Source organism: Empedobacter sp. UBA7620 (assembly GCF_002484185.1).
In the GTDB taxonomy this organism is placed as follows: domain Bacteria; phylum Bacteroidota; class Bacteroidia; order Flavobacteriales; family Weeksellaceae; genus Empedobacter; species Empedobacter falsenii_C.
Window position 1 is genome coordinate 22,733 of the sequence record NZ_DLJI01000039.1, and the last position, 15,488, is coordinate 38,220.

The window sequence follows — 15,488 nt, forward strand, 5'->3', positions numbered from 1 at the left end:
TTATATTTAATGATTAATTTTCATCATCTTCTGCAGAATCTGGTTCATCGCGGAAGTTTTCAATCAATTCATCTTTCACTTTCAATTGTACTTGTTCAACAGAGTTTCGGTACATTTTGATAATTGTTCCTGTATATTCTTCCAAATCAATCAAATCTCCTTCCGTTAATTCCTTATCAGGATAACATTCAGAAATCAATCCAGCCAACGTATCATAATGTTCGCTTTCTTCGAATCTAAACGGCACTAAACGATTAATATCGCTTATCGCATTGTGTGCATTTATATTATAAACACCTTCAGAAACACGAGAAACAATAGGATCTTCGTTATCATATTCGTCTTGAATTTCTCCAACCAATTCCTCCAAGATATCTTCCATCGAAACAATCCCTGCAACTTCACCAACTTCATTTGTTACAATTGCAATTTGCATATGTTTTTTCTGAAATTGTTTCATTACATTTTTAATCAACGCATTTTCTGAAATAAAAATTGGCTCACGCAACAATCCTTCAATTTCAGTTTGATTTGGATTTTCTAACAATTGCTTGATTAAATCTTTTGCGTAAATGACACCTTTTATATTATCAAATTCTTCTTCGTAAACTGGATAACGCGAATAACCTTCGTTAATCGCATAATCTAATGCATCTTTTACAGAAGTATTAATATTAATTGCAGAAACATTTTTTCGTAAAGTTTGAATATTCATCACACGACGATCATCAAACTCAAACACATTTTGAATTAAATTACGCTCAGATTCCTCAATTGCTCCACCTTCAGAACTCTCTGTAATAATCATTTTCAACTCTTCTTCTGTGTGAATTTCACCTCCATGAATAGGATGAATTCCAATCGCACGAAGAATTACATTTGCCAAACCATTCATTAACACAATAAGCGGTTTGAAAACAAAATAAAATGCACGAAGTGGCCAAGCTACTGTAAATGTAGTTTTCGTTGGATACTGAATTGCGATAGATTTCGGTGCTAATTCACCAAAAACAATGTGCAAAATAGTAATGATAACGAAAGCTGCTGGAAACGCAACATTATGCGCAATCGCTGTCCATGAAGGAGAAGTTAAACCAACTACTTCAAAAAGTTTTACGATTACAGGCGTTAAAGAGCTTTCTCCAACCCAACCAAGACCAAGCGAAGCTAATGTAATACCTAACTGTGTTGCGGCAAGATAAGAATCTAAATGATTAACGATTCGTTTTGCAGCATTTGAAGTTCTTTCGTTAATATCTTGATTAACTTCAATTTGTGACGAACGTACTTTTACAATTGCAAACTCGGCTGCAACGAAAAAACCATTTAATAAAACAAGGAAAATTGTAAGCAAAAGTTTTGCTACAGAAATTTCATCGGCGACATTGTGATTAGCGACTAAAAACAATGTCGAAATCTGGGAGTATGTATCCATTCTTCGAATTTAAAAGACTGACTTGTTATAAGTTTTTATAAGTCAGTAAATCAATACATCTAAATTAATAAAAAAAATTAAAAATCACAACGTTTTGATTCGTAGCAAAATTACAAAATTTATAAATACAAAATCTTAGAAATTATTGATTCGAGAAAATGACTAAAAAATCACTAAATTTCCACTTCATTTACCAAGCAACAATTTGCCATGCAAAAGCAAGATTTACATTATATTATCGAAGTCAAAAATTTATCAATTTCTTTTGGAGATAAACAAGTTCTGAATAACATCAATTTCAAAGTAGAACAAGGTGATACATTAGGAATTGTTGGAGAATCTGGCTCTGGAAAGTCGTTAACTTCTTTGGCGATTATGGGTTTATTGTCTCCTAATGCGACAATTCATCCCGAAAGTGAAATTCTTTTTCGTCAAGATGATAAAATGATAGATTTGCTTAAACTTTCTCCTAAAGAACTGGAAGAAATAAGAGGAAATGAAATCGGAATGATTTTTCAAGAACCGATGACTTCTCTAAATCCAAGTTTGCGTTGCGGAGAACAAGTGGAGGAAGCGATTCGTTTACATCAAAATTTATCGAAAGAAGAAGCTAAAAAGAAAGTTCTTCATCTTTTTGAACAAGTTAAATTACCAAATCCCGAACGTATTTATAAAGCTTATCCGCACGAATTATCTGGTGGACAAAAGCAACGTGTAATGATTGCAATGGCGATTTCTTGCGAGCCGAAATTATTGATTGCCGATGAACCTACAACTGCTTTGGACGTTACAGTACAAAAAGCGACGTTAGATTTATTGAAAGAATTACAAGAAAAAAATAACATGAGTATGTTGTTTATTTCTCACGATTTGGGCGTGATTGCTAATGTTTGTGAAGAAGTTTTGGTGATGTTTCGTGGTGATGTTGTGGAACAAGGAAATGTAGAAACAATTTTTAATCATCCGAAAGAAAATTATACAAAAGGATTAATTGCTTGTCGACCTCGATTGGATGAACGTGCAAAACGTTTACCTACGGTAAACGTTTTCTTAGAAAATCCAAATTTCGAAACTGAGATCTATACAGAAGAAGAACGCGAAACTTTTCACGAAAAAATTTATGCAAATCCTCCAATTTTAGAGGTTAAGAATTTGAAGAAATACTTCTATCCTTCGACTTTATTTGGAAATGCAACAATCCCGAATGTAAAAGCTGTAGATGATATTTCGTTCAAAGTTTATCCGGGTGAAACAATGGGTTTAGTTGGCGAGTCGGGTTCTGGAAAAACAACCTTGAGTAGAACGGTTTTGTTATTAGAAAAACCAACTGCTGGCGAAATATATTATAATGGTATAGATATTACGAAACTGAAAAAAGAGGAAATTCGTAAATTAAGAAGAGAAATTCAGATTATTTTCCAAGATCCATATTCAAGTTTGAATCCTCGACAAACCGTTGCGCAAATTATTACGGAGCCAATGCAAGTACATAAAATTGGTCAGAATAAATCTGAACGATTACAAACGGCTTCATCTCTTTTACAAAAAGTAGGTTTATCAGATCAAGATTTGAACAAATATCCGCACGAATTTTCTGGTGGGCAACGTCAACGTATCGGGATTGCTCGTGCTTTGGCTTTAAATCCTAAATTTATCATTTGTGATGAATCTGTTTCTGCGTTGGATGTTTCTGTTCAGGCACAAGTTTTGAATTTATTAAATGATTTGAAAACCGAATTTGGTTTTACCTATATATTTATCTCGCACGATTTGGCTGTTGTAAAATATATGAGTGATCAATTATTGGTGATGCAACATGGAGAAATGAAAGAATTGGACGATGCAGACAAGGTTTATGCGCATCCGACAACAAACTATACCAAAGAATTGATAGAAGCGATTCCAAAGCTATAAAAGGAATCTGTATAAAAGCAAAAAGCGTTTGAAGTTTATTTCCTCAAACGCTTTTTTATTGATCGCAATAAATCAATATAAACTAAACTATTTCAAAATAAAAAAAGCATCCAAATCTGAATGCTTTTTTGTAGTCCCTAGGGGAATCGAACCCCTCTTTCTAGAATGAAAATCTAGTGTCCTAACCGATAGACGAAGGGACCTCCTTTCGTATTATTGTGGTGCAAAAATAAACGTTTATTTTTTATTACCAAACAATTTTCGAAAATTTTATACTATTTTTTTTAATCAAGTCAAATTGTAGTCCCTAGGGGAATCGAACCCCTCTTTCTAGAATGAAAATCTAGTGTCCTAACCGATAGACGAAGGGACCACTTAATATGAATTAATTAATTCGAATATTCTTTATTTTGAATGAACGTCATTTTGTGTTGGGAGTTGTAGAAAAGTCGATGTATAATTCTAATAATTTGAACCAAGTTGAATTATACAGCGACATTTTCATTCCCGATTAATCATCTAAACATTATGATTAACCTTTACAAACAAAACACAAAAAACAATTTCCTTTACACAGTATTCTACTGGTTGTTTAAAAAATCAACAACTATGAACAAGGAAAAAAAAGATTGCAATAATGCAATCCATCTATTAATTTGTAGTCCCTAGGGGAATCGAACCCCTCTTTCTAGAATGAAAATCTAGTGTCCTAACCGATAGACGAAGGGACCACTTTTATTTTATTAAGCTAATCCCGCAATATGTTTCGCTAACTTTGATTTTAAGTTTGAAGCTTTATTCTTGTGAATAATGTTTCTTTTTGCTAACTTATCAATCATTGAAGAAACTTTTGGAAAAACTGTTTCTGCTTCATTTTTATCAGATTCAGATCTTAAAGCTTTAATAGCTGTACGAGCTGATTTGTGATAATATTTATTACGATCGCGTCTTACCGCTGATTGTCTAATTCTTTTTAATGCTGACTTATGATTTGCCATAACTTAAATCTCTTTCTATTTTAGTTCGGCAAAGATATAAACAAATATTTTATCTCGCCAAATTAATTTAATAATTTTCTAAAACACTTTTATGTAGCCCATAGGAGAATCGAACTCCTGTTTCCAGGATGAAAACCTGATGTCCTAACCACTAGACGAATGGGCCGCATGACGGCTTAACCACTTGTTGTGAAAAGCGAGTGCAAATGTAGAACTATTTTTTGAACTTCCAAATTTATTTAAAAGTTTTTTTGAATAGATTTTTGTTAAAAAATGTTAAGGAAGTTAATATTTTGTCAAAACATCTCTTATATATAATGAGTTATATTTTTAACAATTACTTTAGCGGTGCTATTAAAATTTATACAAACGAATACTCAATATATGAAAGCATCGATATTAGGTGTAGCTGCAGTGGTTTGCACGATGTTTATAACATCATGTTCATCTTTAACCCCAGTTAGTGAAGCTACAGAATATTCTTCGAGAAGTTTCGTACCGAAACCAAGAGCTATTGAAGCTCAAGCTAAAATAATCAATAAACATGCCAATTTAGATGTTACACCAATAGAAATTAACGATGAAGCGAAATCTATGGTTGTGTTAAACAGCGTTTTAGAAGAAACGAATGAATTGTTTGCAGGATTTTTATTAAAAGAAGCAGAAACGTATATTGGTACACCTTACCGATACGGAGGCACAACAAGAAGTGGTATTGATTGTTCTGCCTTTGTTAGAAACGTTTTCGAGACTTTCAATAAAAATTTACCTCGTGTATCTGCAGATCAGGCAAGAGAAGGTTTTACAGTTAGTACAGACGAAGCAAAAGAAGGAGATTTAGTTTTCTTTGCAACAAGAGGTCGCGGTAGAGTTTCGCACGTAGGAATTGTTCATGGAAGAAATAAAGATGGAGTTTTAGAATTCATTCATTCATCTACTTCTCAAGGCGTTATGGTATCTTCTTTAAATGATAGATATTGGGGACCAAAATTCTTATACGTAAAAAGAATATTATAATAATAGTATAATTTCATTATCATATAAAAAAAGCATCAAGTAATCTTGATGCTTTTTTTGTCTTATTTTTTATTTTCGATGTTCTCGTAAAATCATCACAAATAATACAATTAATGGAACAATCATTCCTAAAATATAATACATATTGATTTGTAAAATTGTTGGATAAAATAATATTGCAGATAATAATCCCACAATCGCTCCACCTAAATGCGCTGAATGTCCGATGTTTCCTAAATTAGTTTTCATTCCATAAACTGAATATCCTAAATATAATATTCCGAAAATCCAGGCTGGAATTGGTAAAGCAAAAAATAATCTTAATTCCATTTCAGGAAAAGCTGCAATTGCAGCAAACAAAATTCCTGTTACTCCGCCTGAAGCTCCTACTGCCGAATAAAAAGTTTCTTTCTTATGAATTAACAACGACAATAGATTTCCGCCAATAACCGCTGCTAAAAAAACTAAAAGAAACATTCCGTAACCTACATTTAGTTTTGCATTCGAGAAGTCGCCTAACAAAAATCCTTCTGGACTCGCAAAAAATCCGATAACAGGATTTGCAAAAAAGTAAAGCGTTAACATATTGAATAACAAATGAGTGAAATCAACATGTAAAAATCCTGAACTTAAAATTCTATAGTATTCCTTATTATATAATATCGACCCTACTTGGAATTTATATTTTTCAAAAAAAGCTAAATCGTTAAAACCTTTCCAACTTACCAAAACATTCAATCCAATAACGACTAATGCCACAATAGAGATGTCTCCCATTATTCTTCTATATTTTCTTCTTCATTATTATCCTCCTCAATCGCATCAAATAGCGTCGGCTGCGGCTCTTCTTCTGACTCCTCCTCTTCTTCTGGTTCTTCGAATGGAAGCGGTTCTAACACATTAATCTGTTTTAATTTATATGTCGTCAATTGATTTCCTTGCGCTTTAATTCCTTTAACTGTAATAAATTCTTCTAAATTTATCACTTCTGGTTCTTTTTCTAAACCTTTTACTTTCGGGAAAATCAACTCAATAACTGGTAAATAATCTGTCGAAACAACTTTTATTGATGATTTACCATCTTCTAACGTATAAAAAGTTTGTGGAGAAAATGTATCTTCTAAAAGGAAACGTTTCACAAAATAACGATCTTTTTCTGCATCATAATACACGCAAGAAATCGGTTTTGAAGGTTTCCATTTCTCGATAATTTCTAAATCTTCGTCAAAACGATTACTCAAATCAAACGAAACCAATTTTGCTTCACCTTTTTTATTAATCGTTAAAATTTTATCATCACCCTTAAAAGAACCTAATAAAATCCCCAATCCATCTGCATTTAGGCGTTTTGTATCCGTATCAAACCAAATTTGACGAGGTGCTAAAGTCGAAACTCCTTCCTCTTTCAATTCTACTTTTTTGATTGGATATTTTGTTACTAAATTTCCTTTTGATGCACGACCTTTAATCGCTAAATCAGCAAAATTAATATCAAATTTTAATTTTTTGATTCGTTGATGAGTTTTTAAAATAATTGATACAACTTCGGCTTCTCCATTTGGATTTGCTGAAAAATACAACACTTCCGAACCTTTATTACCAGCCGTTAAATCATATTCTTTATCGCGAGTAATTCCCGTTACAGCAAAACGTTTTTGATAAGCCGGACCATTTTTACCATCGCGATAAATCAAGTTATAAATGGTACGTTTATCATTTTTATGCCAAATTCCAACATGAATAATTCCTTTTCCAACAAAAGTTTTTGCATCAACTTTTGTCACAATCATCGAACCATCATGTTTGAAAACCACAATATCATCAATATCAGAACACTCGAATAAATACTCGTCTTTTTTCAATGAAGTTCCGATAAAACCTTCGTTTCTATCCACATAAAAACGTGTATTTGCAACGGCAACTTTTGTCGCATCAATCGTATCAAATGTTCTAATTTCTGTTTTACGTTCTTTTCCTTTTCCGTATTTTGTCTTTAGGTTTTTGAAATAATCGATCGCATAATCAATCAAATTTGCTAAATGATGTTTTACATTCTCGATTTTATCTTCTAATGATTCAATAAATTGTTGTGCTTTATCTAAATCAAATTTTGAAATACGTTTGATTCGAATTTCTGTTAAACGCGTAATATCTTCTTCCGTAACTGGACGAATTAAATGCGCAATATGTGGCTTCAGCCCTTTATCAATCGCAGAAATTACACCTTCCCATGTTTCTTCTTCTTCGATATCGTGATAAATTCTATTCTCGATAAAAATTCGTTCCAACGAAGAAAAATGCCATTGTTCTTGCAGTTCATCTAACTCAATTTCTAACTCTTTTTTCAACAATTCAACTGTATTGTTTGTATTGTGAATTAAAATTTCAGAAACTGTTAAAAATTCTGGTGTTTGTTCATTAATCACACACGCATTTGGCGAAATAGAAATCTCGCAATCCGTGAATGCATACAATGCATCAATTGTTTTGTCTGGACTACTTCCTGGAACAAGATGAATTAAAATCTCAACTTCAGCCGCTGTATTATCTTCAATCTTTTTGATCTTGATTTTACCTTTATCATTGGCTTTTAAAACTGAATCAATCAAAGATCCTGTCGTTGTGCCGTAAGGAATTTCCGTAATTTTTAACGTTGTTTTATCTTCTTGCAAAATCTTTGCACGAATACGCACTTTACCACCACGCAATCCATCATTATAATCGGAAACATCAACCAATCCAGAAGTTAAAAAATCTGGGAAAATTTGAAATTTCTTTCCTTTCAGATGTAAAATTGACGCATCAATTAACTCATTGAAATTGTGTGGCAAAATCTTTGTTGACAAACCAACTGCAATTCCTTCTACTCCTTGTGCCAAAAGCAAAGGAAATTTGATTGGAAGATCAATTGGTTCTTTATTTCGACCATCATAAGATGGTTGCCATTTTGTAGTTTTTGGATTATAGACAACTTCTAACGCAAATTTAGTTAATCGAGCTTCGATATAACGCGACGCAGCTGCTCGGTCACCAGTGTAAATATTTCCCCAGTTTCCTTGCATATCGATCAACAATTCTTTTTGACCAATTTGAACCATTGCATCAGAAATCGCCATATCACCATGCGGGTGATATTTCATCGTATTTCCTACAATGTTCGCAACTTTGTTATATCGTCCGTCTTCCAACTCGCGCATTGAATGTAAAATTCTACGCTGAACTGGTTTCAACCCATCATAAATAGATGGAATTGCTCGTTCTAAAATTACATAAGAGGCATAGTCAAGAAACCATTCTTGGTACATACCAGAAACCTTCTTGATGCTCTCTTGATTGTCTTGCATCATGTTAAATAGCTACTTCTACATTGTTTTTGACCATACAATTAGACTCCACAATTTTGTCTAATTCAGTCAAAATAATATTAATATTTCGGTTAGAAATGAATGCTAAACGAAATTTGACTTTTGTTAAATTGGTAGGATTCTTTTTACTGTTAATATAAAAGACAACGTTTTTTGAAAGAATTCCTTTCTGAAAATCGTATTTGATCAATTTATACTTCGGTAAATCGATTTTGTTCGTTTTTGAATCTAAGAAGGATAAAAATCCAACATTCTTCGTTTCAAAAGTTATGGTTTCACCTTTTGTGTCTATCGCAAAAAATTGATTTCCACTTTTATAGCTTACATAAATAAACAACGCTATAAAAATTGCAACAACATAAGGTGGTATTATGTGATACTTGTAAGGTAAAATACCAGCATACATAATAAGGTTTAGAATGATTAAAATAACGATGGTGAAATTTAGCATTTTAAAGAGCTGTATCACATTTTTATTATTCTTCTTCATATTTATAAAATAGGTGTTTAGGTTAGATAGAAAGTAAGTTTTTTATATAATATTCTAATTTTTAATAGCTTCTACAGCCAAATTGTTAATAATAAATTCTTGTCTTGTTGGTGTATTTTTTCCCATGTAAAATTCTAAAAGACTTTCGATGGTTTGATCTTTTCCAATCATTACTGGTTCTAAACGAATATCTTTTCCGATAAAATGTTTGAACTCATCTGGCGAAATTTCACCTAATCCTTTGAATCGTGTAATCTCTGGATTTTTAACTTCTTCCAACGCTTTTATACGTTCTGGTTCAGAATAACAATAACGTGTTTCCTTCTTGTTTCTCACACGAAAAAGTGGTGTTTGCAAAATATACAAATGTCCCTCTTTGATCAATTCTGGGAAAAATTGTAAGAAAAATGTAATAATCAACAAACGAATGTGCATTCCATCGACGTCAGCATCAGTTGCAATTACAACATTATTGTAACGTAAATCTTCTAATCCTTCTTCGATGTTTAATGCCGCTTGTAAAAGATTAAATTCTTCGTTTTCATAAACAATTTTCTTTGTCAAACCGTATGAATTCAACGGTTTTCCTCTCAAACTAAAAACCGCTTGCGTTTCTACACTTCTACTTTTGGTAATCGATCCACTTGCCGAATCTCCCTCGGTAATAAAAATAGTTGTATCTAAACGTAATTCAGCTTTCGGATCATTATAATGTTGACGACAATCGCGCAATTTCTTGTTATGTAAACTAACTTTTTTGGCGCGATCACGCGCTAATTTTCGAATTCCAGAAAGCTCTTTTCGTTCCGTTTCTGATTGTTTAATCTTGCGTTCTAATGCTTGCGCAACTTCTGTATTTTTATGTAAAAAGTTGTCAAGATTCGTTTTGATAAAATCATTTACAAACGTGCGAACCGTTGTCATTCCTGGTCCAATTTCATTCGAACCAAGTTTAGTTTTTGTTTGCGATTCAAAAACTGGCTCAATTACTTTGATCGAAATTGCTCCAATAATTGATTTTCTAATATCCGCAGGATCATAATTTTTATTATAAAATTCGCGAACAGTTTTCACAACAGCCTCTTTAAAAGCTGTTAAATGTGTTCCTCCTTGCGTTGTATTTTGACCATTCACAAAAGAATAATACGTTTCCGAATATGATTTCGAGCTGTGCGTCATCGCAATTTCGATATCTTCTCCTTTCAAATGGATGATATCATAAATTGTTTCTTCCTCGATATTATCATTCAATAAATCTTTCAATCCGTCTTTCGAAAAGAATTCTTCTCCATTGAAAATAATTTTCAATCCTGGATTTAAGTAAACATAGTTTTTCAACATTTTGTCTACATATTCTTTTCTGAATTTAAAATTCAAGAAAATCGATTTATCTGGGATAAATGTAATTTTAGTTCCTTTTCGTAAAGATGTTTCTTTTTCATCTTCTTGATTTGCTAAAATCCCTTGCTCAAACTCTGCAATACGTGTTTTTCCATCTCGAATAGATTGCACTCGAAACGATGTTGACAACGCATTTACAGCTTTTGTACCAACACCATTTAAACCAACCGATTTTTTGAAAGCTTGTGAATCATATTTACCACCTGTATTCATCTTAGAAACGGCGTCAACCATTTTTCCAAGCGGAATTCCACGTCCATAATCACGAACCGTTACCTCATCTTCGCGCAGATTAATTTCGATTGTTTTTCCTGCACCCATCACAAATTCATCGATACAGTTATCTACAATCTCCTTCAACAAAATATAAATTCCATCATCTTGAGACGAACCATCTCCCAGCTTCCCAATATACATCCCAGGTCGCATGCGAATATGTTCGCGCCAATCAAGGGTTTTGATATTGTCTTCCGTATAATTTACTTGTTGATCTAATTCTGACATTTGAGTTGTTGAGTGTTAAACGAGTTTTACAAAAATAAGAAAAAATTTCCTAAAAATATTAAGGTTCATTGTTTTGATTTTGAGCAAAAACGACCTAATTTACCAATATGATAAAATCTAAACTACCCAATGTTTCGACAACCATTTTTTCGGTAATGAGTCAATTGGCAAATGAACATCAAGCGATTAATTTAGCGCAAGGTTTTCCTGACTTTAATGCAGATTCTGAATTAATTAGTCGTTTAAATTATTATTCAACACAAAATTACAATCAGTACGCGCCAATGACTGGCGTCGAAAAATTGCGTGTATTACTTTCAGAAAAATATTCTAATCTTTATCAATCTGATTACGATTTTCAGAATGAAATTAACATTACGAGTGGTGCAAGTCAAGCGATTTTTAATGTTGTTTCTACATTAATTCATCCAAATGATGAAGTAATTATTTTTGAACCTGCTTACGATTTATATCAACCAACGGTTGAATTATTTGGAGGAAAAATTGTTCCAATTCAGCTAAAATATCCTGAATATTCTATCGATTTTGAAGAATTGAAGAAAAAAATTAATGATAAAACGAAATTGATTATCGTTAATAATCCGAATAATCCAACTGGAAAAATTTTATCCGAAAATGATTTAAAACAATTTGAACAAATCCTAAAAGATTCAAATTGTTATTTGCTTGCAGATGAAGTTTATGAGCACATTACATTTGATGGAAAATCGCATCAAAGTTTTGCAAAATTAAAATCAGTAAAAGACAAGATTTTCATCGTAGGTTCTTTCGGAAAATTATTTCACATAACTGGTTGGAAAATCGGTTATATTTTAGCCGAAAAAGAATTGATGAAAGAGTTTAGAAAATGTCACCAATTCAATACTTTTTCTACGCATACACCATCACAATATGCAATTGCAGATTATTTAGAAAAACCTGATCATTACTTGCATTTGAATGATTTTTTTCAACAAAAAAGAGATTTATTTGTTAAAGGTTTAGCTTCAACAAATTTTGAAGTTTTGCCTTGCGAAGGAACTTATTTTGTAAGTGCAAATTATGCTAAAATAAGTGATTTATCTGATGATGAGTTTGCAAAACAGTTAACCATCAAAAATAAAGTTGCGACAATACCAATTTCAGCATTTTACCATGATAAAACAGATAACAAAGTAATCCGATTTTGTTTTGCTAAAAAGGATGAAACACTTTTAATGGCTTTAGAAAATTTGAAAAGTTTGTAGAAAAATAAAAGCTCAATCTTTCGATTGAGCTTTTTATATAGATATAATTTAAATCTTAAACATTAAACAAGAAATGCATAATATCACCATCTTGTACGATGTACGCTTTTCCTTCTACGTTTAATTTTCCTGCTTCACGACATTTAGATTCTGATCCGTATGTAATAAAATCCTCAAATTTGATTACCTCTGCACGAATAAATCCTTTCTCGAAATCGGTATGAATAACTCCAGCCGCTTGTGGTCCTGTAGAACCTTTTTTGATTGTCCAAGCACGAACTTCTTTTACACCTGCTGTGAAATATGTCTCTAAATCTAACAATGTATAAGCAGAACGAATCAAACGATTAACTCCTGGCTCTTCTAATCCTAATTCTTCCAAGAAAATTTGACGCTCATCAAACGTTTCTAACTCGTTGATATCAGCTTCTATTTGTGCCGCTAAAATTAACACTTCTGCGTGTTCATCTTTTACAGCTTCTTTCACTTTTTCTACCCATTCGTTTCCGTCTTTTGCAGCAGACTCGTCTACATTACATAAGTACAAAACTGGTTTAGAAGTAATCAATTGTAACGAATCTACAATTTCTTGCTCTTTTTCGTCCAAATCCATTTCACGAACATTTTTCAACTCTTCTAAATGAGCGATTACAGCTGTTAAAACTTCTACAACTTTTTGTTCGTCTTTATTTCCTGCTTTTGCTGCTTTTTTAGATTTATCGATACGTTTTGTAACTGTATCCAAATCTTTCAATTGCAACTCAATATCAATTGTTTCTTTATCACGCAATGGATTAATAGAACCATCAACATGTGTAATATTTTCGTTTTCGAAACAACGTAAAACGTGAATAATTGCATTACACTCGCGGATATTTCCTAAAAATTGATTTCCTAAACCTTCTCCCTTACTTGCTCCTTTTACTAAACCAGCAATATCTACAATTTCTACAACCGCAGGCACAACGCGCTCTGGATTTACAATTGCTTCTAACTGATTTAGACGAGTATCTGGTACAGAAACTGTTCCTACATTTGGTTCAATTGTACAGAAAGGATAATTCGCCGATTGCGCTTTTGCATTCGACAAACAGTTAAATAAAGTAGATTTACCAACATTAGGCAATCCAACAATTCCACATTTCATATATGTTGTCTCTTTTTTTAATGATTGAATATTAGAACGATGTTCTAATAATTTTGTGCAAAGATAATGATTTCCATTAAATTTATTTAACCGAAGAAACTCTGTTCAATTTTATATTTAATACATTTCCAGAATATGATTTCATTTCACCATAAAAACAATCGCAAGTCGCATTATAAGTTAAATCATAATAATTAGAAGTTTTATCAAGATTTATTTTTCTGAATTTGAGTTGAGGAAAATTAAACACAACAGAATCTGTCACATCTTTTTCATAATCGTCATGAAAATCAAATTCTATTTTTAATTTTGATTTATTTCTTGAAACATCCATAATCGCATCACTTTTCGACAAAGGAACTTCTACCACTTTCGATTTATAATCCAAAAAATCTTGTTTCCATTTTCCTTCAATTGTTTTTATATTATTGGATGCGCAACTCACAAGAAATAGCAAAAAGATAAATCCTAAAAAATGTTTCATAAGTGTTAATTTTTTATTGAAAATACAATTATTTATTTACATTTACTTAAATACTTATTACAATGAAATTAAAAGCCTTAATCGTAAGTTTTATGATTGCTTTCGCAGGAATCGTAAACGCGCAAACAGCAACAGAAATATTAACAAAAGCTCAAAACCAAGCGAAGGTTGAAAATAAAAATGTCTTTTTAATTTTTCATGCTTCTTGGTGCGGATGGTGTAAAAAGATGGAAAAAAATATGGACGATCCAGCTGTGAAACCATATTTTGATGCGAATTATGTCAAAACATTTATTACCGTGCAAGAACGTGCAGAAAAGAAAAATTTAGAAACGCCAGGCGGAGATGCTGTCAATGAGAAATTAGGTGGAAAAAATCAAGGTTTACCTTTTTGGGTAATTCTAGATTCGAACGGAAAAGTTCTAGAAGATTCTCGCGTAAATGGAGAAAATCTTGGTGGTCCAGCTTCTGAAGAAGAAGTAAATCATTTGATTTCAAAACTTGAAAAAACATCGAAAAACGACAAAGTTGATCTGGAAAAAATCAAAGAAGTTTTTATCTTGAAAAAGAAATAATTCATAAAAAAATCCGCTCAATGAGCGGATTTTTTTATTGCGTTAAAACATGAAAAGCTTCTTCCAAGTTTTTATATTGTCCTTTAAACTCTTCTATCGGTTGATCTGCCACAATTTTTCCTTTATTCAATAGGATTACACGCGAACAAAGCGCTTCTACTTCTTGCATAATATGTGTAGAAAGAATCACTGTTTTTTCCTTTCCAATCTCTTTAATTACTTCTCTAATTTCAATAATTTGATTTGGATCCAAACCATTTGTAGGTTCATCTAAAATCAAAATTTCTGGGCTCGAGATAATCGCTTGCGCCAATCCAACACGTTGTTTATATCCTTTTGATAATTGATGAATTTTCTTATGTTTTTCTGGTAATAAACCTACTTTTTCGATGACTTCATCAATTTTTGATTTAGGCACATTTCGAATATTTGTGACAAATTCCAAATACTCTTTTACATACATATCCATGTACAATGGATTATTTTCTTGCAAAAATCCAATCAACTTTTTCGATTCAATTGGCTGCGTCGAAACATTAAAATCATTCACAGAAATTTCACCAGAATCTGCATTTATTGCATTGGTAATGCTTTTCATCAATGTCGATTTTCCTGCTCCATTTGGTCCAAGTAAGCCAACAACTTCGCCATTATTGATAGAAAACGAAACTTTGTCTAAAGCCATCTGTTCACCGTATTTTTTTACTAAATCTGTAATGATTATTCCCATTTGATGAAAAATTTTCGATAAAATTAGCAAAAAAGATTTGGATAACTGAAAAATTATTTTTTAGATTTGTAGAACAATTAGAAAAACGAAATGGCAACATTCAATTATTTTAACGCATTCTTTTTTTACTTTTTTGGATATTATCCAGGAGAGCAGGGACTGCGTTGTCAAAATTGATTGT

General features: G+C 32.0%; 13 protein-coding genes and 4 tRNA genes. 4 read left to right on the forward strand and 13 right to left on the reverse strand.

What is annotated here, in order from left to right:
* Positions 1 to 13: 13 nt before the first annotated feature.
* The gene (locus B2217_RS09455; protein ID WP_180905690.1) at positions 14 to 1,435 is read right to left on the reverse strand and encodes a hemolysin family protein; all 1,422 of its coding nucleotides are present in this window, start codon (positions 1,433 to 1,435) and stop codon (positions 14 to 16) included.
* Between the two features lie 177 nt (positions 1,436 to 1,612).
* On the opposite strand from B2217_RS09455, the gene B2217_RS09460 reads away from it, so the two are divergent.
* On the forward strand, positions 1,613 to 3,349 hold the full coding sequence (locus B2217_RS09460; RefSeq protein WP_291122503.1) for an ABC transporter ATP-binding protein: 1,737 nt from the start codon (positions 1,613 to 1,615) through the stop codon (positions 3,347 to 3,349).
* A gap of 131 nt (positions 3,350 to 3,480) precedes the next feature.
* On the opposite strand, the gene B2217_RS09465 is transcribed toward B2217_RS09460, so the two are convergent.
* From B2217_RS09465 to B2217_RS09485, 5 genes are all read right to left on the reverse strand, one after another.
* Positions 3,481 to 3,552, reverse strand: a tRNA-Glu gene (locus B2217_RS09465).
* 98 nt (positions 3,553 to 3,650) lie between these two features.
* Positions 3,651 to 3,722 (reverse strand) — tRNA-Glu (locus B2217_RS09470).
* 286 nt (positions 3,723 to 4,008) lie between these two features.
* A tRNA-Glu gene (locus tag B2217_RS09475) sits at positions 4,009 to 4,080 on the reverse strand.
* Positions 4,081 to 4,092: 12 nt separating this feature from the next.
* Positions 4,093 to 4,347 carry a 30S ribosomal protein S20 gene (rpsT, locus tag B2217_RS09480; RefSeq protein ID WP_038334974.1) on the reverse strand — a complete coding sequence of 85 codons (255 nt, stop codon included), beginning with the start codon at positions 4,345 to 4,347 and terminating at the stop codon, positions 4,093 to 4,095.
* A gap of 94 nt (positions 4,348 to 4,441) precedes the next feature.
* Positions 4,442 to 4,513 (reverse strand) — tRNA-Glu (locus B2217_RS09485).
* A gap of 218 nt (positions 4,514 to 4,731) precedes the next feature.
* Here B2217_RS09485 and B2217_RS09490 point away from each other — a divergent pair.
* Positions 4,732 to 5,364, forward strand: coding sequence for a C40 family peptidase (locus B2217_RS09490; RefSeq protein ID WP_038334971.1), 633 nt, complete (start codon positions 4,732 to 4,734; stop codon positions 5,362 to 5,364).
* A 69-nt stretch (positions 5,365 to 5,433) separates the two neighbouring features.
* On the opposite strand, the gene B2217_RS09495 is transcribed toward B2217_RS09490, so the two are convergent.
* From B2217_RS09495 to B2217_RS09510, 4 genes are all read right to left on the reverse strand, one after another.
* A complete protein-coding gene (locus B2217_RS09495) occupies positions 5,434 to 6,141 on the reverse strand; it encodes a rhomboid family intramembrane serine protease (RefSeq protein WP_114998285.1) in 708 nt (235 codons plus the stop codon).
* Positions 6,141 to 8,708, reverse strand: a complete 2,568-nt coding sequence (locus B2217_RS09500) for a DNA gyrase/topoisomerase IV subunit A (RefSeq protein WP_219034066.1) — start codon at positions 8,706 to 8,708, stop codon at positions 6,141 to 6,143. Before B2217_RS09500 ends, B2217_RS09495 begins: the two co-directional genes overlap by 1 nt.
* 4 nt (positions 8,709 to 8,712) lie before the next feature.
* Positions 8,713 to 9,180 carry a hypothetical protein gene (locus B2217_RS09505; protein ID WP_221854409.1) on the reverse strand — a complete coding sequence of 156 codons (468 nt, stop codon included), beginning with the start codon at positions 9,178 to 9,180 and terminating at the stop codon, positions 8,713 to 8,715.
* A gap of 93 nt (positions 9,181 to 9,273) precedes the next feature.
* Positions 9,274 to 11,124 (reverse strand): DNA topoisomerase IV subunit B, encoded by a 1,851-nt coding sequence (locus B2217_RS09510; RefSeq protein WP_125348938.1) that lies wholly within the window; start codon positions 11,122 to 11,124, stop codon positions 9,274 to 9,276.
* Positions 11,125 to 11,231: 107 nt separating this feature from the next.
* Between B2217_RS09510 and B2217_RS09515 the strand changes: the two genes are divergently transcribed.
* On the forward strand, positions 11,232 to 12,371 hold the full coding sequence (locus B2217_RS09515) for a methionine aminotransferase (protein WP_114998290.1): 1,140 nt from the start codon (positions 11,232 to 11,234) through the stop codon (positions 12,369 to 12,371).
* A gap of 55 nt (positions 12,372 to 12,426) precedes the next feature.
* On the opposite strand, the gene ychF is transcribed toward B2217_RS09515, so the two are convergent.
* A complete protein-coding gene (ychF, locus tag B2217_RS09520) occupies positions 12,427 to 13,518 on the reverse strand; it encodes a redox-regulated ATPase YchF (RefSeq protein ID WP_125348936.1) in 1,092 nt (363 codons plus the stop codon).
* Positions 13,519 to 13,600: 82 nt separating this feature from the next.
* The gene (locus tag B2217_RS09525; protein WP_280050663.1) at positions 13,601 to 14,002 is read right to left on the reverse strand and encodes a hypothetical protein; all 402 of its coding nucleotides are present in this window, start codon (positions 14,000 to 14,002) and stop codon (positions 13,601 to 13,603) included.
* Between the two features lie 62 nt (positions 14,003 to 14,064).
* Between B2217_RS09525 and B2217_RS09530 the strand changes: the two genes are divergently transcribed.
* The gene (locus B2217_RS09530) at positions 14,065 to 14,577 is read left to right on the forward strand and encodes a thioredoxin family protein (protein WP_291122424.1); all 513 of its coding nucleotides are present in this window, start codon (positions 14,065 to 14,067) and stop codon (positions 14,575 to 14,577) included.
* Positions 14,578 to 14,611: 34 nt separating this feature from the next.
* On the opposite strand, the gene B2217_RS09535 is transcribed toward B2217_RS09530, so the two are convergent.
* Positions 14,612 to 15,307: an ABC transporter ATP-binding protein gene (locus B2217_RS09535; RefSeq protein WP_291075537.1), complete on the reverse strand. Its 696-nt coding sequence runs from the start codon at positions 15,305 to 15,307 to the stop codon at positions 14,612 to 14,614.
* Positions 15,308 to 15,488: the final 181 nt, after the last annotated feature.

Coding starts and splice junctions, on each gene's coding strand:
- B2217_RS09530 (WP_291122424.1), top strand. CDS start 14,065: ATGAAATTAAAAGCCTTAATCGTAAGTTTTATGATTGCTTTCGCAGGA.
- B2217_RS09505 (WP_221854409.1), bottom strand. CDS start 9,180: ATGCTAAATTTCACCATCGTTATTTTAATCATTCTAAACCTTATTATG.
- B2217_RS09455 (WP_180905690.1), bottom strand. CDS start 1,435: ATGGATACATACTCCCAGATTTCGACATTGTTTTTAGTCGCTAATCAC.
- B2217_RS09500 (WP_219034066.1), bottom strand. CDS start 8,708: ATGCAAGACAATCAAGAGAGCATCAAGAAGGTTTCTGGTATGTACCAA.
- B2217_RS09510 (WP_125348938.1), bottom strand. CDS start 11,124: ATGTCAGAATTAGATCAACAAGTAAATTATACGGAAGACAATATCAAA.
- B2217_RS09525 (WP_280050663.1), bottom strand. CDS start 14,002: ATGAAACATTTTTTAGGATTTATCTTTTTGCTATTTCTTGTGAGTTGC.
- B2217_RS09495 (WP_114998285.1), bottom strand. CDS start 6,141: ATGGGAGACATCTCTATTGTGGCATTAGTCGTTATTGGATTGAATGTT.
- B2217_RS09515 (WP_114998290.1), top strand. CDS start 11,232: ATGATAAAATCTAAACTACCCAATGTTTCGACAACCATTTTTTCGGTA.
- ychF (WP_125348936.1), bottom strand. CDS start 13,518: ATGAAATGTGGAATTGTTGGATTGCCTAATGTTGGTAAATCTACTTTA.
- B2217_RS09535 (WP_291075537.1), bottom strand. CDS start 15,307: ATGGGAATAATCATTACAGATTTAGTAAAAAAATACGGTGAACAGATG.
- rpsT (WP_038334974.1), bottom strand. CDS start 4,347: ATGGCAAATCATAAGTCAGCATTAAAAAGAATTAGACAATCAGCGGTA.
- B2217_RS09490 (WP_038334971.1), top strand. CDS start 4,732: ATGAAAGCATCGATATTAGGTGTAGCTGCAGTGGTTTGCACGATGTTT.